The organism is Leptolyngbya sp. BC1307, from assembly GCF_002286735.1.
Taxonomy (GTDB): domain Bacteria; phylum Cyanobacteriota; class Cyanobacteriia; order Phormidesmidales; family Phormidesmidaceae; genus Phormidesmis.
Genome location: NZ_NRTA01000006.1, coordinates 1 through 16,617, shown reverse-complemented (window position 1 = coordinate 16,617; position 16,617 = coordinate 1). Strand labels below are relative to the sequence as shown.

The window sequence follows — 16,617 nt, the reverse complement described above, 5'->3', positions numbered from 1 at the left end:
ACTTAGAGACCTTGCCTCGAAAGGGCTTTCGGAAGGAAGCGGGTAACGCGATTCGAACGCGCGACATTTTGCTTGGGAAGCAAACGCTCTACCACTGAGCTATACCCGCAGGGCTTTAATTATGCCTGCCTGCTTCGAGATTGTCTATAGGTACAGCGTAAACATTCACCTGAGTTGATCAGGCCAGTCAGCTTATTCCTCGTCGGCTGCTTGGTCACTGCTTTCGATCTCAAAAGATCTAGCCATAATCTCCCCATTTTTATACACAGCGACGTCTTTGTCAGGAAATTCGTATAGGCCGCGATCGCCCGCATCAACGTGCAGCAATACCCACAGCTTGTCGCCCACAGCAGGCGCTTCCCACAGGTCAACGACAATATCTTCGCTATCGCCCGAATCTACGCGGGCCTGGCCAATGCTCTCAGGCGTTTGCATACTGCCATCCGCCTGACTCTTATGTACCGAGACCCAGCCATCTCGCGAAGTAGCAACCGTTTTGACAATAATTTGACCGGCAGTCGCTTGATCTTCTACAACGAGCTTGACATTCTTTTGCTCAGCGCCTTCAATTTCTTTCCTGGCCGCCTCATCTGGGCCAGTAGCTTCCTCTGCATCGCCATCAGTAGCGCCGCTGTTATCAGTGGCTGCCTCCGTATCGGCAGCGCTAGCGGCTTTGGCCTCGGCAACGTCGGACTGAGTGTCTGATTGATCCTTTGATGAAAGGGTGGGCACTTTGGCCCCGTAACAGCCCAGGAGGAAAGACAGGCTAAATAGAACAGACAGATATTTCATGGGGGTTCTGCGGCCAAATTCAGACGCAATTGTATGACACATTTTGCGCTTACAGAGCCAGTCTCAGACAATGAACGAACTGGCTTGAGCTTTTATTTTAGAAGTTACGATGCTCCCTGGCAAAATGCTAGGGAGCTAACACCCCGAACTCGCTAGTGTCTATGCTGACTGCGGTCAGCTTTTGGGTCACTGGCATGCTGGCTTACAACCTCTATCGGTATGTGGCAGTATGTAGTATTTCGCGGCAAAGTCAGCGGCGCTAAATAGGGTGCGTAGTCATGGACAGACGGATTCACAAGACGATCAGCTTTTTGGGGGCGGTAGCGCTAGTCGCTGTCGCCGTTGGGCTGATCAATCACTATGGCATTGCGCAACTGCGGGCCAGCGTGGAGCAAATGGGGCTGTGGGCACCGCTTGGGCTGTTTGTACTGCGTTTTACCAGCGTGGTGATTCCGGCGCTGCCCGGCACTGCCTACTCAATTTTGGCGGGAAGCCTGCTGGGTTTTGGCGAAGGGCTGGTAGTGGTCTGCCTGTCAGATTTTTTGTCTTGTACGCTGAGCTTTTGGCTATCGCGGCAGTTTGGGCGGCAACTGGTTAAAAAGCTGGTGGGGGAGCGCTTTATTGGCCGGGTTGACCGCTTTAGCCAGCGGCATCTGGAGCGCAACTTTTTCTTGATGACGGCTTGCCTAATGACTGGTTTTTTTGACTTTGTCGCTTATGGGATTGGGCTAGCTCGGTCTCCCTGGCAGAAATTTCTGCCCGCGCTCGTCCTCAGTATTGCGCTCTCTAACCCACCGATTGTGGCGTTGGGGGCTGGGCTGTTTGCTCAAGGAAAGCTGCTGCTGGTCTTTGCCCTGCTGGGCGCATTCGGTCTGGCGCTGATTGCTGAGCTGGTGCAGCGGTGGATGAGGCAGACGAATGTGAAGTGACCTTTATAAAGTGACCTTGGCGCAATTACAGCTTTGCTTTGTAACTGAGCACGCGGAGGACAGTGAATATTCGCTCGTGACGCGCTCTAGCGATGGGCAACTGATGTTTTTGGCGAATATGCTCTCGAAAATGAAGCAGAGCACGCCGCTGGGCAGTCGGATTGCGGAGGTGCATAACGGGTCTTCGCTATTTACCAGGGATGCGGGGCAAGAGGAGAGCAATATTCGACGATGGATTATTGAGAATGACTGGCTAGAGGCGATTGTGGCGCTGCCGCTGAATATGTTTTACAACACGGGGATTGCGACTTACATTTGGGTGCTGAGTAATCGCAAGCCTGAGCATCGGGCGAGGTTAGCATAAAGTTGAATTGTTTTAGGCTATTGCGAGGATTTCTAGATATCAAATGACAGCAGAAAATACTTTTATGTTTATTGATGAAACAGGTGTTGATAGAGAATCTAAGATACTCGCTATTGCTTGTGTCATAACGAAAGAAGCAAGGCATTTAAGAGACAAGCTAAATCAACTCAGAAATGAAATAGTGAAAGATAGACTCCTTAAGGATATCTCAGACCTTGCACCATTCTCAATAAGGGTTGCGCAAAGAGCCAAAATCTGAAAAAAAGGGCGTAGTAAAACTTAGAAGACGGTCATAGTAACCATGCTTCAGCACGCCCAAGGACTAGTTTATAGCCTGATTAGCCTGATGCCCAGCGTCTATCAAAAAGCGAGTCTCAAAGCCATTTTAGGCTTGTTTCTAGACGCGCAAGGTCATGCGCTACCGGAACATACGCAAATCAAGTCAGCCAGCTCACTGAGCCGCTTTCTAAATCACTACCGTTGGTCAACTCGGCAAGTGATCCGCACCACCCGCGCCGCTATCTTGGCACAACTGGCGACACATCCAGTGCCAGCGGGTATTCCAGTGCGGTTATTGATAGATTTAAGCACGCTGAAGAAGACCGGCAAATTCTGGCATTTGAGCACGCCTACCGAGGACATGGATGCGCCTGAACCCTGGGTGCGAATGCTCAATGGCAAGCGTGGACTGCATCTGGTCGTCCTCTACATCGTGATTGGCCAACGGCGCATACCGTGGAGCTTCCGCGTCTGGCGAGGGAAAGGGCAACCGAGCCCGAATCAGTTAGCCGCGAGTTGTTGGACAGCATCCCCAAATCTCTGGTCAAAGGCAGAACGGTGATTGCCTGGGCAGACACCGAATTTGGCACCATCGAATTTCTCAATGCCGTCCGTCAGCGAAAATGGAGAGCCGTCGTCGGCGTCAAAAACAGTCGGCTATTACAGGATGGGCGGAAGCTAAAAGACCTTCCAGGCAAGGCAAAGCGCGGCCTACAGGTCTACCTCAAAGATATCGACTATCCCCTCACCGTCTCTTGGTTTTGGCTCAAACGGGCGGACAATAAACGAGAGTTGCGCTTTGTCGCTTCGACTCATCCTTATTCTGGCGTTTATCTTGTCCGCTTAGGCCGCAGATGCTGGGCGATTGAGGGCTTTTTCAAAACCGCTAAGCATCAGTTTGGCCTACATTGCTTTGGCCAAAGCACTAAAATCGGTGTGTATCGTTGGCTCGTACTGTCGCTGTTGGCGAAGCCTGCCGCAGGCTTATGCTTATCTGCTCGCACATTGGGTTGACCTCTGGAGAAACTGTTACCCTCTGTGCTCTGGTCTCAGATGCTCAGGCAAATCAGGCGCAATGCTGATATTGCCGCCCATTATGGCTTCGAAATTATCATCAAATCTTTGCCTGACAGGGCTTATCGAGATTGGTGCAAGATATGAGTTAATTGAAATTAGCTTCAATGATAATTGCTTTCCCTTTTTCTAAATCTGCTCTTTTTATACCCGCGTCTACAAAGCTAACTTCATCAGAGTAGTTTTCCTGATATCTTTTTCGACTCCCGTACTGTTCGTAGCCCATATATAACTTTGATTCATGCCCAATCTGCGCTCCGATGAAGCTAGAGTTTCTCAAGTTAACGTCTTCGAAAGTGACACCGCTGAGAGCTGCTTTCTCAAAGCTTGTCCCCTGATAGCTACCTTTCTTGAATAAGGCGTTGACAAGATTCGCTTTCGTAAACTTTGCATCCTTAAAATCTGTGTCCCTTACTTCGCTCTTTCCCGTAAAGTATGCAAACTTTGGTGCTCTTATCTCGCCCCCTATACTACTCTCAGTCCAGTTGGTTTTAATAAACTTACATCCACAAATTTTCGTCCCTCCAGAAAATTGCGTCTTTGTTAGATCTGCCCCTGTAAGATCGGTGTCTTTAAAGGTAGTGCTTACAAATACGGAGTTATTAAAGCGGGTTTTTCTAAAAGTAGAGTGCTTAAACTCTACCTTCTCAAAAATAGCTTCCCTAAAATCATCGTCTCGAAAGCTCGTGTACTTTTCTCCTGATTGAGTTCCGAATATACAATCTTTGAAATGAGCCTTGTAAAAGTTTACGTTTTCGTAGTTGCCTTCAAAAGCAATTCCTTCTAAAAGCGTCTTACTTAGGTCGAGAAAATACGAGCTACTATCGCTAAGATTTCGTCTGCCTATTGCGGATACTGCTACTTGCACATCAACTGAGTGATTGGGAACGTAACCCTCATTTAGGGCTCCTATGAAGTACTCATATTCGCCAGCACACATATCTTCGTAATTTCCGTAATGCCCACCGAAGCGTTCCTCTTCCTCTTGTTCATGATGATCTCTAGCAGATGAAAATTCCTCATATTGATGCAGGTCTTGTTGCTTTGTATCAGAGACTTGTTCGCGCACTACAGATGTTTTTGTCCTAATGAATGCAGCTAACACCTGCATAACAGGGTAGTGGTCTTTTCTGGAATCCATAGCAATACGCTCTAAAGCATATATTCCGCCAAGACGAATATGAACGTTTTCTTCGTGGCCTAGCATCTCTACTGCTTTTGAAAAGCGTTCTGCAATTTGCTTCTCTTCAGTGGCTCGCAGGTTCTCCACGCTAACAAAGGCAGTAACAAAAACTAAAAGTCCGCCTATCGCTTTGACTATAACGTCACGCGCAGCTGTCTCCGCCTGCATTCGGTCTGTCGGAGAAGACATCGAACTTACCTGTACTTTTGGCACAAACCAGATAACTGAGCCCAATAAGCCGAGAATTAGAATAGCGCCCAAAAAGCGAATCAGGGAATTCGACCAAAAACTCAGTCTTCTATTCATACGAAGAACTTGTCCTTGAAGATAGTACTGCTCAATCCTGGAACGCTCCTCAAATATCTAGCCGCTGATAGACCTTGGGCAGATTGCGCAACTGATAGTCAGGGTTAAAGCACTCGGCAATCTCTTCAGCAGAGAGTTGGGCGGTGACCTCAGGATCGGCTTCTATTAGCTTTTGAAAATTACCGCTAGGTGTGTTCCAGGCTTGATGCGCGTTGGACTGCACAATTTGGTAGGCGTCTTCGCGGCTGACGCCTTTGTCAACCAGGGTGAGCAGCACGCGCTGGCTGAAGACCACGCCGCCGTAGCGGTTCATGTTGCGCTGCATGTTTTCGGGGTAGACCAGCAGATTTTTGATGAGCTTAGTGGCTTCTACCAGCATGAAGTGGGTGAGGATGCAGCTATCGGGGAAGATCACTCGCTCAACGGAGCTGTGAGAGATGTCGCGCTCGTGCCATAGGGCAACGTTTTCTAGAGCAGCGATCGCATTTCCCCGCAAAATTCGCGCCATGCCAGTCAGCCGCTCCGACTTAATCGGATTGCGCTTGTGGGGCATTGCTGAAGATCCCTTTTGCCCCTTAGCAAAAAATTCTTCAACTTCGAGCACGTCAGTACGCTGCAAATTACGAATTTCGACGGCGAAGCGCTCAAGCGATGCGCCGACGCCTGCTAGCGTCATGATAAATTCGGCATGGACATCGCGAGAAATGACTTGAGTAGAAGCGGTATCAGGCTTCAGCCCAAGTAGCTGACAGGTAATTTCTTCAACTTCCGGGTCGATATTAGCGTAGGTACCCACTGCGCCGGAGATTTGGCCAACGGCAATCTCATCTTCAATGCGTCTGAGGCGCTCGCGGTGGCGCTGCATTTCGGCTAGCCAGCCCGCTAGCTTAAAGCCAAAGGTGATGGGCTCGGCGTGAATGCCGTGCGATCGCCCAATCATCACCGTATCCCGATGCTCCTGCGCCTTATAGCGAATCGCTTGAATCAGATTTTCGACATGGGTAAGAATGAGCCGGTGGCTAGCGACGATCTGTAGCGACAGCGCCGTATCGAGCACATCAGAGCTGGTCATCCCCAGATGAATATAGCGGCCCGCATCGCCGACATACTCATTTACATTAGTGAGAAAGGCGATCACATCATGCCGCACTTCGGCTTCGATTTCGAGAATACGCGCCACCTCGAAATCGGCCTTTTCTTTGATAGTCTCTACCGCTTCGGCCGGGATGCGCCCTAGTTGGGCCTGCGCTTCGCAGACGGCTATTTCTACCTGTAACCAAGTTTCAAACTTATATTGGTCTGTCCATAGTTCGCCCATCTCGGGCAGCGTGTAGCGTTCTATCAAGGAGTGCACTGGGCCTAAAGCAACCGGCTCATTCTATCGGGTTATCGCACCGGCCTCTCACCCTATCTTGAATCTGAGTGCCTAACTTTAAACACCAGAGCAAGTTGAGCAGCGCTCTTATAAGATGCGTACGGTAGCCGGCTGCGATCCTGAAGACTGAGAAAATGACTGCAGTAGCGCCCAGGATAGCCTAACAGCGGCAGCCACTAAGCCAGCAATAATCCCCACCGTAATCATGGCATGCGGCACATGGAGAAATGCCAGGGCAATACCCAGAATGATGAGAGAGAGAATGCTCTTGTTCATGGATCGTTCCGCCAGGAATGACTGTATGGGTTTTACGTAGGTGCTGACGCTTGACGATATCGTCACCTTTTCCCATATCTCAATGGTAGCGATGGCCCCCTTTACCCAGACCCAAACCGGCTAAACCTTAGCAACGCTTAATGTCTGCGGCGAGACTGTAACAATTGCCCTATCTACTATCTACTAAATATCTTCAGGTTCCATACCCGATACTACCGGAGCGGTATTGCTAAGCTTCAGCTCAGGGTGATCGCCTTCAGTTTGGCGGCAGTTCCACTCATTTTTGAAAAGTAAAACCGGGCGACCATAGCTGTCTTTTACCGTCGCCGTGTTGAAGATACGTCCTGCTTTTTTCAGAGCGGGCCAGCCGCCCGTTACCCAGCGAGCCACGCTATAGCCGATAGGCTCTAGCAAGGTATCTACGCCATATTCATTTTTCAGGCGATACTGCACAACTTCAAACTGGAGCTGACCGACAGCAGCCAGGATCGGATCGCGGCGAGATTCATCAGCAGAATACATAATCTGCACTGCGCCTTCTTCTCGCAGCTCAGAAACGCCTTTGCGAAACTGCTTAAACTTAGAGGGATTAGGGTTTTTCAGGTAGGCAAACATCTCCGGCGAGAAAAAGGGAATGCCTTCGTACTCCAGTTTTTCGCCCTGATAAATGGTGTCACCAATAGCAAACACGCCCGGATTATTCAAGCCAATGACATCGCCCGGATAGGCCACTTCTAGCGATTCGCGGCCCTGGCCAAAGAGCTTTTGGGGGTGGGAGAGGCGCACGCTTTTACCGGTGCGGGCGTGGCTGACGACCATGTCTTTTTCAAATTTGCCAGAGCAGACGCGGATGAAAGCAACGCGATCGCGGTGCCGAGGGTCCATATTTGCCTGCAGCTTAAAGATAAAGCCAGAGAAATCTTCCTGCGTCGGCTGTACCAGGCCAAGCGTACTTTCATGCGGCCCTGGCTTCAGCGCGTAGTCTAAAAAAGCATCTAAAAACAGTTCCACGCCAAAGTTAGTCATGGCGCTGCCGAAAAAGACAGGCGTCATCTGACCGGCATGTACCATCTCTAAGTCTAGTTCGGGGCCAATCTCATCGAGCATTTCCAGCTCTTCTTTAAACTGGTAGTACAGCTCCTGCCCAATCAATTCTTCAATTCGGGGGTCACCCAGCTCAATCACCGTGTCTTTCGCTTCTTTGCTGCCGTGTGCTGTCCGCTCAAACAGGTGAAACTGCTGCTGGCGACGGTCAAAAACGCCTTTGAAGCGATCGCCCGTCCCAATCGGCCAATTCACCGCGTAGGTACTCAGCCCTAGCTCCTGCTCAATTTCATCGAGCAGCTCAATCGGGTCACGTCCGGGCCGGTCTAACTTATTAAAAAAAGTAAAGATCGGCATGTCGCGCATCCGGCACACCTCAAACAGCTTGCGGGTCTGCGGTTCTAAGCCTTTAGCCGCGTCTTCTAGCATCACCGCATTGTCAGCAGCGGCCAGCGTCCGGTAGGTATCTTCACTAAAGTCCTGGTGACCGGGCGTATCCAGCAGATTGATCCAGTAGTCGCTATAGCTAAACTGCAGCACCGTTGACGTAATTGAGATGCCCCGCTGCTGCTCCAAGTCCATCCAGTCAGAAACTGCGTGACGCTGTGCCCGCCGGGCCTTGACCGAACCCGCCTCATGAATAGCGCCGCCATAGAGCAGCAGCTTTTCGGTCAGCGTCGTTTTACCGGCATCAGGGTGAGAAATAATGGCGAAATTGCGGCGATGCTCGACCGCTTCGGCAATTTCGCTACTGGGCACAAGAGTGGAGGTCATCGGCGATTAGTGGCTTTGCTTAACCAATTGTAGTGCTTTGTGCGAGGTCATCGCTTAACGGTGAAAGGGAGTGGCTTCACCCATACGCTACAAACGAGGCGGGCCACAAAAGCGGTGAACCGCTACGACTTTTCAGAGTTCTGCCCAGATTTGCTGTTTAGCTTGTCCATCAGACTAAACAGTAAGCTTGGCACAGCAATGACGGCCAGTAGGCCAAGTGCATAGACCGCAAATTCAGAGGCTGTGGCCAGATGGATATAGTCAGAGAGGGTGGTATATGCCAACATCAAGTTTTTTGGGTAGGGGGAATCGCTTATGGAGGTGATAGCACGCTCTACTATAGTTTTGCGCTACCTATAGGGAGATTTGCGGCGTAAGAGACTGCTTGATCATCTACTCAGCTCCTAGCTCAGAGGACGGCAACCAATAGACTGACGGCAATCAGTCCAGCTAGGGCTATCCACAGGCGGTACTTACGCCACCAGGGAATGCGGTACACCGCCTTGGGATCGGGCTCTGACACTGCGCTGAGAGGCTGATAGAGTGTGCAAGTCATCGCGTCAGGTCGCTTAGAAAAATTGCAGCTATCGTCTGCATCGTAAAGGCAGGTAGCGCACAGGGGCGTATTGCTCTCGGCCCGGTATAGCGTCATGCCGGGGTGGCCGTGGGCTTTGAGCTTGAGCTTGCAGTAGGGGCAACTCAGAGCAGTTTCGGGAATGGAGCGATCGCATCTCGGGCAAACAGGCATGTGGGTGGGTGGCCTCTGTTCGAATCAGACAAGGGGGCGCTTAAATCAGCAGATACATTTTCTGCTGTTAAAAGCATAGCCAAAGCGTAAGAGCTTAGATAGGCATTGCTTAGATAGGCATGAGCACTGCCCTGACTGACGATCAGAGTAGAGTCTGCTATCTCATACGGTAAACCGTCCGCTGAGCAGAAAATAGTTTGTCAAAATGAGATAGTAACTGCGACCTCTGCGCTTGAACGGAAACTACTATGGACACTTCTAATCTACTCAGACAGCTATTGATGCTTGGTATCGGCACGACCTCCCTGGTCGCTGAACGGGTCAAGCAAATGAGTGAAGATCTTGTTCGCGAAGGTAAGTTAGATCCTGAGCAGGCCAAAGGATTTGTCGATGATTTTATGGCTCAGTTTAATATTGACCAAAGCACGCTAGAGCAGCAAATGCGGCGGCAGGTGCGCAATATTATGCAAGATTTGGGCGTGCCCCGCCAGGCAGAAATGGATGAGCTGCGCGGGCGGCTAGATCGGCTAGAGCGGCAGCTACGCGATATGGAAAATAAGCAGTGGCGCTAGAAAACGGCTAGCTTTAAGTGAGTAGGCGCTAAATTTGACCCTAAAGCGTCGTACACTGGGGCCGTGAATTTGGAACGGTCTGGAAAAATACATTCCTTAAGACAATGAGAGAAATATTAATTAGCTTTGGCGTACTGGTGGTGTGCTGTACTGTGCTACTGGTGGCTCAGTTCACAGGCGGCAGCAGTGCAGAGGCGATCGCTTCTGGCGTCTCCGACATTCCGGCAATGGCTTCGGAAGCGGGCACTTTAGTTGCCCAAAATGCAAATGATTTGATGGGAGATGATATGTCAGGTGAAGCAGCGGCGGATAGCAATGTAGTAACGACTGACTCGGGCTTACAGTACGAAGTTATCACTGAAGGCGATGGCGCAACGCCACAGCCAGGTCAGCGGGTGTTTGTCCACTACGTTGGTACCCTGGAAGATGGCACCAAGTTTGATAGCTCGCGCGATCGCGGTCGTCCGTTTGATTTCACTATTGGCCAAGGTCAGGTGATTAAAGGCTGGGATGAAGGTGTCGGGATGATGCAGGTAGGCGATCGCCGCAAACTGATTATCCCTCCCGACCTGGGCTACGGCGCACGCGGCGCAGGCGGTGTCATCCCTCCTAACGCTACGCTGATCTTTGATGTAGAGCTACTGCGCATCGGTAGCTAGCTAGCCAGCCAAAACAACCTATAGCAGACAAGCCTTCACAGGGTTAGAGCAGCTTCTAATCGGTGAAGGCTTTCTAACGGCACTATGATCTGTGTCCGGTATAAGATTAAGTACCAATATGTTTAGGGCTTGCTGAAAAAGTCTAAACCCTTCGTATACATAAGCTTCAGCCGAAATATTCACAAACAAGTGCAAGGGTAATCAACGAGTTTTGGCGGTTTCAGCCGATTTTACCTTGTACTTGCCTAAGCGTAAAACCTGAAAGCGGCAACGAGATTACAAGGGTTTCAGCCGATAAATGGCCTAATCTGACTTTTTCAGCAAGCCCTGTTTAGGATATAAAAATACAAAGGGTATTACAAAGGGTAGCCAAATCTAATCTACTTGTCCCTTCGGATTCTTCATTTCTCTATGTCTATACCCACCTACGATGAACTGATGCTGCCCCTGCTTAAAATAGCCGCAGAAGACGGCAACGAGCACGCTGTGGGAGAATTACGTGACCGCGTTGCCCAAAAGCTCCAGCTTACCCCAGAACAGAGAGCCATCAGACTCCCGAGCGGACGCCAAGCAACCTACGACAACCGCACAGGTTGGGCGACGACCTATCTCCGGAAAGCCAACCTTTTAGAAAGCACTCGCAGAGGCTACGTCAGAATTACCGAACGAGGCAAAGCAGTCATTGCAGACGACCCGCCTGCTCTTGATAATGCCTACCTGCTGCGTTTTGAAGAATACCAAGAATTTAGTGATCGTGCAGCACCTAACAACGTAGAGAAACAGGTTTCTGATACTAGCAGTAACCCGAACGAAAGTACCCCCGATGAAAAGATTCGAGAAGCTCATGCCACTATCGAGGCAAATTTAAGGGATAACCTTCTCGATAAAATGCAGCAGGTTGATCCCAGCGCCTTTGAATGGTTAGTTCTACAGCTACTCCATGCGATGGGCTACGGCGGTAGCATTCAAGACGTGGAAGGTGTACCTCGCGGTCCGGACGGTGGCATAGATGGGCTAATTAAAGAGGATCAGCTCGGCTTAGACACCATATACATTCAGGCAAAATGCTGGAATAGTAACACCGTCGGACGAGAGAAAATTCAAGCCTTTCAGGGCGCGCTCGCTGGCATTGGTGCGCGTAAAGGTGTCTTTATCACAACGTCTACTTTTACCCACAACGCTATCAGATACGTCGAGAGACTAAGGGATAGCAAAATTGTATTAATTGACGGACAGAAATTGGCTCAGTTAATGATCGAACACGGCGTAGGCGTGAGTGTTCAAGAAACTTTTCATATCAAGCGCATCGACGCAGACTTCTTTACTGAAGCTGAACTATAAAGCGAGCAGGGACTTATTAAACGACTTGCCCTAGAGAAATCTGTAAAGTCTAGGGCAAACTTGTATAATTTGAGCAGCCTTGATTTTCTAGGTAGTCAACTATGACAGCGACTAACCGGCGAGCACAGCTTAGCCAGAAGCTTGACCAACTTCCACCAGAAATCTTGGCAGTAGTCATTGAGTTTGTCGATTTTCTGCTGCGTCGCTACGAGAAGCCGTTATCGCCTCCCCTCAAAGACAGTCCTAATACAAACTTGTCCGACTTAAGCAGCGGTTCGTTAGCTATTCAATCTAAAGATGCTGACATTCGGCCACCTATTGATGATCACCCCTTGCTAGATATCACTGAGACCTGGGAAGGTAGCGATTTTGAAGAGTGCCTTCAAACAGTCTACGACACCCGTTCTCAAATTGAGGCGTAGCGTTTGTACCTAATTGATACTAACCACTTGAGCCGTCTGCTTTTAGATGACGCGACTATACGACAGCACATTGCCGACATTGGCGAGGAGAACGTAGCTATTAGCGTCATCACCCAGGGCGAAATATTTTACATGGCCTACAACTCCGAGCAGCAGGAACAAAATCTGCGTATCGCTCAACGCTATCTAAACGCTCTATATGTCTATCGCCTTAATAGCCAGATTGCCAAGCTGTACGGACAGCTCAAGGCAGAGTTAATTCACTACTATGGCCCTAAGCGACGTAAAACTAAAATTGAAGATATCGGTATCAGCGATCATGATCTTTGGATTGCCTGCACCGCCATTCATTACGAACTATCTATCGTTTCTACAGATAGAGACTTTTTGCGTATACAAGCCGTGATGAAGTTTCCACTGGCATCTTGGGTGTAGCCGAACCATTCATATTGTGACTCTTCACTCTCGCTACAATTTAGTAGTTAGCTACGCGAGCCCTCACTATGCCACGGATTGTCCTAATTGCAGGGTTTGAAGCCTTTAATACGCGGCTGTATCAGCAGGCGGCAGATCTAGCTCAGGCGCGTTGCCCAGATTTGGATATTCGGGTGTTTTGCGATCGCGATCTCATCGCCCAACCCGACGCCATTGCTGCTGCGCTGGAGAATGCAGATGGTTTCTTTGCCAGCCTGATTTTTGACTATGATCAGGTGCTGTGGCTGCGCGATCGCGTTCAGCAAATCCCCATTCGTCTGGTATTTGAGTCAGCGCTGGAGCTAATGGCGCTAACTCAGCTAGGCAAATTTGCCATTGGCGAAAAGCCCAAAGGGATGCCCAAGCCGGTGCAGTTCATTCTGAGCAAATTCGGCAGCGGCAAAGAGGAAGACAAGCTAGCAGGCTACATCAGCTTTCTGAAAGTTGGCCCCAAACTGTTGAAGTACATTCCTGCGCGCAAAGTGCAGGACTTGCGCAACTGGCTCATTATTTACGGCTACTGGAATGCAGGCGGCGCAGAGAATGTAGCGGCTATGCTCTGGGTGCTAGCAGAGAACTACTTAGATCTGCCGGTAGGAGAGATTCCGCCAGCTATAGAAACGCCCAACATTGGTCTGTTGCATCCTGAGTATGATGGCTATTTTGAATCACCAAAAGCGTATACGAAATGGTATGCCGAAACTCATGAAGACAAGGGGCTGCCAACAGTTGGAATTCTGCTGTACCGCAAGCATGTGATTACAAAACAGCCCTATGTTCTCCAGCTTATTCGTTACTTTGAGCAGGCCGGGCTGAGGCCGCTGCCAATTTTCATCAACGGGGTTGAAGGTCACGTTGCCGTTCGAGATCTGATGACTAGCGCCTACGAACAGACCCAGCGGGCTTTAGGAAATACAGAGTACCCGTCTCTCTCAAAAGAGGCGGTACAGGTAGACGCGATTGTTTCTACCATCGGGTTTCCGCTCGTAGGCGGGCCAGCGGGCTCTATGGAAGCCGGGCGGCAGGTAGCCGTTGCCAAAAAGATTCTGGGCGCGAAAAATGTACCCTACTTTGTCTCTGCGCCACTGCTGATTCAAGATATTGCGTCTTGGACGCGGCAGGGCATTGGGGGATTGCAGAGTGTGGTGCTCTATTCGCTGCCTGAGCTAGACGGGGCAATTGACCCAGTGCCTTTGGGCGGATTGGTGGGCGATCAGATCTATCTGGTGCCGGAGCGGATGCGGCGGCTGACGGGCAGGGTGAAGCGATGGATTGCGTTGAGGCGGAAGGAGAAGCGCGATCGCAAACTCGCCATCATTGTCTACGGCTTTCCGCCTGGCTACGGAGCTACCGGAACCGCCGCTCTGCTCAACGTACCGAGATCCCTCTTGGCTCTGTTGCAAGCTCTCAAAGATCAGGGCTATCAGGTTGGAGAGCTCCCTGAAAACGGTGAGACCTTGATCGATTGGGTCAAAGACGCTGATGACGAAGGGCTATGGTCTGCCCGAAAGCGAAAAGCAGAAGACTCAGGCGCTGATATTCCAGCGGCGGTCAGCGCCCAGACTTTAGAAACATGGTTGGGATATCTCCAAACCTCCAAAATCAAAAAGCAGTGGCAGTCTCTCACCCAAACGGGAATCAAAACACTGGGTGAAGATTTCTTAATCGGCGGCATTCGTCTTGGCAACGTATGGATTGGAGTGCAGCCACCGCTAGGCATTGCCGGCGACCCAATGCGGCTAATGTTTGAGCGAGATCTAACCCCTCATCCGCAGTACGCGGCCTTTTATACCTGGTTAGAAAAAGACTTTCAGGCTGACGCGGTCATTCACTTTGGTATGCACGGCACGGTGGAATGGTTGCCGGGTTCGCCCTTGGGCAATACCGGCTATTCCTGGTCTGACATTCTGCTAGGCAACCTGCCAAATCTCTATATCTACGCGGCCAACAATCCTTCAGAATCTATTCTCGCCAAGCGACGCGGCTATGGGCTGATTATCTCTCACAATGTGCCGCCCTATGGTAGAGCGGGGCTATACAAAGAGCTGATGCTGCTGAGAGAGCTGATAGCAGAGTTTCGCGCCGATCCCCAGGTCAATGCGGTGTTGCGTGATCCTATTCTTCAGAAAATCGTCGACACGGGCCTGGCAGCCGATTGCCCGATGGCAGAGCTAAAGGCGCAGGGACTAGACTTTACGCTAGAAAACGTTCGGCTGTTCAGCAGCGCAGCTATAGAGCGATACTTTGTCACGGTTTATGAGTATTTACAGGTATTGGAAAATCGCCTGTTCTCTAGTGGCTTGCATGTGCTTGGGCAAGCGCCTGAGCCAGAGGAACTGAGCAGCTATCTGAATGCGTATTTTGGCGATCGCCTCTCTCCTGACCTGATTGAACAAATTTCAGAGAACACGCTACCCGCCAACCCTGACATTGAATCTTTAGCGCGTCGCTATCCTGCCTCGGAGCCGGTGACGGTGGAACTGTTGACAGAGGCAATTGATATTCGTCACGGCCTTGCCCAAACCACAGACGAACTCACTAACCTGCTGCGCGGCCTAAATGGTGAATACATTCCACCAGCGCCCGGCGGCGATCTACTCCGAGATGGACCCGGGGTCTTGCCCACAGGCCGAAACATTCACGCCCTAGACCCTTACCGGATGCCCTCACCAGCAGCTTATGAAAGGGGCCGCGCCATTGCCCACCAACTGATCGCACAAAGTCAGGCGGAGACCGGCGAATATCCAGAAACTATCGCTGTGATGCTGTGGGGATTGGATGCGATTAAGACCAAAGGAGAATCTCTTGGCATTTTGTTGGAGCTAGTCGGCGCAGCACCTGTAAAAGAAGGCACCGGGCGGATTGTTCGGTACGAGCTGATTCCCCTAAATGAGCTTGACCACCCTCGAATTGACGTGTTGGCAAACCTTTCAGGGATTTTCCGCGATAGTTTCGTGAATATTATTGAGCTGTTGGACGATTTGTTTCAAAGAGCGGCTGAAGCGGATGAGCCGCCCGAGCAGAATTTTATTCGTCAGCACGCGCTAGCGCTAAAAGCCCAAGGCGTCGAAAATGTGTCGGCGCGGCTGTTTTCTAACCCGTCAGGTGACTACGGTTCGCTGGTCAATGATCGGGTAATAGATTCTAATTGGGAGTCAGGTGAGGAATTGGGAGAGACGTGGTGCGATCGCAATACCTTCAGCTATGGCCGCAGCGACAAAGGCCAGTCTCGCCCAGAAGTATTGAATACGCTACTGCAAAGCACCAGCCGCATCGTGCAGCAAATTGACTCTGTAGAATACGGCCTTACCGACATTCAAGAATACTACGCCAATACAGGCGCACTCAAACAAGCCGCCGAAAAGCGCCAGGGTAAACGAGTCACCGCCAGCTTTGTAGAGAGCTTTTCAGCCGATACCACCCCACGGCAGCTAGAAGAGGTACTGCGGATGGAGTATCGCACCAAGCTACTCAACCCCAAATGGGCTGAAGCGATGGCACAGCAGGGCTCGGGCGGAGCTTATGAGATCTCTCAACGGCTGACAGCGCTAGTCGGCTGGGGCGGCACCACAGGCTTCAAAGATGATTGGGTTTACGACCAGGCCGCTCAGACTTACGCCCTAGACGCAGATATGGCTAAGCGGCTAAGAGAAGCCAATCCAGAAGCCTTTCGCAACATCGTCGGGCGGATGATAGAAGCCAGTAACCGTAACCTGTGGCAGGCCCCAGCTGAGACGCTAGAAAAACTAGAAACACTCTACGATGTAGCTGACCAAGCGCTAGAAGGCGTCGAGACAAATTGAAAGCTCAATGTCTTCTAGTGACGCTAAATGGTATTTCCCAACATGATCATTACTTGAGTGTTGTGCTCTCATGAGAGAAAAATCATCATATCGCGTCTGAGGTAGACTAGGCGTTAGGTTCAAAGGTTTTGAGCAGGAGGTGAAGGATGCAGTTACCGATTGTTGCGCCAGCGCCAGTGGTGAGCAAACATGCCGCAGCGTT

16 protein-coding genes, 1 tRNA gene and 1 pseudogene are annotated in these 16,617 nt (G+C 50.6%); 11 read left to right on the top strand and 7 right to left on the bottom strand.

Translation table 11 applies throughout. The features are described from left to right. Positions 1–37: 37 nt before the first annotated feature. A tRNA-Gly gene (locus tag CKL79_RS05330) sits at positions 38–109 on the bottom strand. 83 nt (positions 110–192) lie between these two features. Next, positions 193–792, bottom strand: a complete 600-nt coding sequence (locus CKL79_RS05325) for a hypothetical protein (protein WP_121968559.1) — start codon at positions 790–792, stop codon at positions 193–195. A 278-nt stretch (positions 793–1,070) separates the two neighbouring features. Here CKL79_RS05325 and CKL79_RS05320 point away from each other — a divergent pair, with 278 nt between their 5' ends. From CKL79_RS05320 to CKL79_RS23765, 5 genes and pseudogenes are all read left to right on the top strand, one after another. After that, positions 1,071–1,721 (top strand): VTT domain-containing protein, encoded by a 651-nt coding sequence (locus CKL79_RS05320; RefSeq protein WP_121968558.1) that lies wholly within the window; start codon positions 1,071–1,073, stop codon positions 1,719–1,721. A gap of 37 nt (positions 1,722–1,758) precedes the next feature. Further along, positions 1,759–2,070: pseudogene (locus CKL79_RS05315) on the top strand (N-6 DNA methylase); the annotation flags it as partial. A 58-nt stretch (positions 2,071–2,128) separates the two neighbouring features. After that, the gene (locus CKL79_RS05310; protein ID WP_121968557.1) at positions 2,129–2,344 is read left to right on the top strand and encodes a DUF3800 domain-containing protein; all 216 of its coding nucleotides are present in this window, start codon (positions 2,129–2,131) and stop codon (positions 2,342–2,344) included. A 42-nt stretch (positions 2,345–2,386) separates the two neighbouring features. Beyond that, positions 2,387–2,926, top strand: a complete 540-nt coding sequence (locus CKL79_RS23770; protein ID WP_240518680.1) for a hypothetical protein — start codon at positions 2,387–2,389, stop codon at positions 2,924–2,926. Continuing rightward, complete coding sequence (locus CKL79_RS23765) at positions 2,923–3,378, top strand: transposase (protein WP_240518679.1); 456 nt, start codon at positions 2,923–2,925, stop codon at positions 3,376–3,378. The genes CKL79_RS23770 and CKL79_RS23765 overlap by 4 nt, the downstream gene beginning before the upstream one ends. 148 nt (positions 3,379–3,526) lie before the next feature. On the opposite strand, the gene CKL79_RS05300 is transcribed toward CKL79_RS23765, so the two are convergent. The 5 genes from CKL79_RS05300 to CKL79_RS05280 form a co-directional block, all read right to left on the bottom strand. After that, on the bottom strand, positions 3,527–4,810 hold the full coding sequence (locus tag CKL79_RS05300; protein WP_170943978.1) for a pentapeptide repeat-containing protein: 1,284 nt from the start codon (positions 4,808–4,810) through the stop codon (positions 3,527–3,529). A gap of 166 nt (positions 4,811–4,976) precedes the next feature. Next, the gene (purB, locus tag CKL79_RS05295; RefSeq protein WP_121968555.1) at positions 4,977–6,272 is read right to left on the bottom strand and encodes an adenylosuccinate lyase; all 1,296 of its coding nucleotides are present in this window, start codon (positions 6,270–6,272) and stop codon (positions 4,977–4,979) included. Positions 6,273–6,389: 117 nt separating this feature from the next. Continuing rightward, positions 6,390–6,578: a hypothetical protein gene (locus CKL79_RS05290; RefSeq protein WP_121968554.1), complete on the bottom strand. Its 189-nt coding sequence runs from the start codon at positions 6,576–6,578 to the stop codon at positions 6,390–6,392. A gap of 183 nt (positions 6,579–6,761) precedes the next feature. Next, a complete protein-coding gene (gene prfC, locus CKL79_RS05285; protein ID WP_121968553.1) occupies positions 6,762–8,396 on the bottom strand; it encodes a peptide chain release factor 3 in 1,635 nt (544 codons plus the stop codon). Between the two features lie 409 nt (positions 8,397–8,805). Further along, positions 8,806–9,144 (bottom strand): zinc ribbon domain-containing protein, encoded by a 339-nt coding sequence (locus tag CKL79_RS05280; protein WP_121968552.1) that lies wholly within the window; start codon positions 9,142–9,144, stop codon positions 8,806–8,808. A 248-nt stretch (positions 9,145–9,392) separates the two neighbouring features. Here CKL79_RS05280 and CKL79_RS05275 point away from each other — a divergent pair, with 248 nt between their 5' ends. The 6 genes from CKL79_RS05275 to bchH all read left to right on the top strand — a co-directional run bounded on the left by CKL79_RS05275 (position 9,393) and on the right by bchH (position 16,415). After that, positions 9,393–9,716: a phasin family protein gene (locus CKL79_RS05275; RefSeq protein ID WP_121968551.1), complete on the top strand. Its 324-nt coding sequence runs from the start codon at positions 9,393–9,395 to the stop codon at positions 9,714–9,716. Positions 9,717–9,820: 104 nt separating this feature from the next. Next, positions 9,821–10,375, top strand: coding sequence for an FKBP-type peptidyl-prolyl cis-trans isomerase (locus tag CKL79_RS05270; protein WP_121968550.1), 555 nt, complete (start codon positions 9,821–9,823; stop codon positions 10,373–10,375). A 411-nt stretch (positions 10,376–10,786) separates the two neighbouring features. Then, positions 10,787–11,716, top strand: coding sequence for a restriction endonuclease (locus CKL79_RS05265; protein ID WP_121968549.1), 930 nt, complete (start codon positions 10,787–10,789; stop codon positions 11,714–11,716). 101 nt (positions 11,717–11,817) lie between these two features. Beyond that, on the top strand, positions 11,818–12,138 hold the full coding sequence (locus tag CKL79_RS05260; RefSeq protein ID WP_121968548.1) for a hypothetical protein: 321 nt from the start codon (positions 11,818–11,820) through the stop codon (positions 12,136–12,138). 3 nt (positions 12,139–12,141) lie between these two features. Next, positions 12,142–12,573 (top strand): type II toxin-antitoxin system VapC family toxin, encoded by a 432-nt coding sequence (locus CKL79_RS05255; RefSeq protein WP_121968547.1) that lies wholly within the window; start codon positions 12,142–12,144, stop codon positions 12,571–12,573. Between the two features lie 68 nt (positions 12,574–12,641). Further along, a complete protein-coding gene (gene bchH, locus CKL79_RS05250) occupies positions 12,642–16,415 on the top strand; it encodes a magnesium chelatase subunit H (RefSeq protein WP_121968546.1) in 3,774 nt (1,257 codons plus the stop codon). The last annotated feature ends 202 nt before the right edge of the window (positions 16,416–16,617 follow it).

Coding starts and splice junctions, on each gene's coding strand:
- CKL79_RS05320 (WP_121968558.1), top strand. CDS start 1,071: ATGGACAGACGGATTCACAAGACGATCAGCTTTTTGGGGGCGGTAGCG.
- CKL79_RS05270 (WP_121968550.1), top strand. CDS start 9,821: ATGAGAGAAATATTAATTAGCTTTGGCGTACTGGTGGTGTGCTGTACT.
- CKL79_RS05290 (WP_121968554.1), bottom strand. CDS start 6,578: ATGAACAAGAGCATTCTCTCTCTCATCATTCTGGGTATTGCCCTGGCA.
- CKL79_RS05275 (WP_121968551.1), top strand. CDS start 9,393: ATGGACACTTCTAATCTACTCAGACAGCTATTGATGCTTGGTATCGGC.
- CKL79_RS05260 (WP_121968548.1), top strand. CDS start 11,818: ATGACAGCGACTAACCGGCGAGCACAGCTTAGCCAGAAGCTTGACCAA.
- CKL79_RS05280 (WP_121968552.1), bottom strand. CDS start 9,144: ATGCCTGTTTGCCCGAGATGCGATCGCTCCATTCCCGAAACTGCTCTG.
- CKL79_RS05265 (WP_121968549.1), top strand. CDS start 10,787: ATGTCTATACCCACCTACGATGAACTGATGCTGCCCCTGCTTAAAATA.
- CKL79_RS05325 (WP_121968559.1), bottom strand. CDS start 792: ATGAAATATCTGTCTGTTCTATTTAGCCTGTCTTTCCTCCTGGGCTGT.
- bchH (WP_121968546.1), top strand. CDS start 12,642: ATGCCACGGATTGTCCTAATTGCAGGGTTTGAAGCCTTTAATACGCGG.
- prfC (WP_121968553.1), bottom strand. CDS start 8,396: ATGACCTCCACTCTTGTGCCCAGTAGCGAAATTGCCGAAGCGGTCGAG.
- CKL79_RS05310 (WP_121968557.1), top strand. CDS start 2,129: ATGACAGCAGAAAATACTTTTATGTTTATTGATGAAACAGGTGTTGAT.
- CKL79_RS23770 (WP_240518680.1), top strand. CDS start 2,387: ATGCTTCAGCACGCCCAAGGACTAGTTTATAGCCTGATTAGCCTGATG.
- CKL79_RS05300 (WP_170943978.1), bottom strand. CDS start 4,810: ATGTCTTCTCCGACAGACCGAATGCAGGCGGAGACAGCTGCGCGTGAC.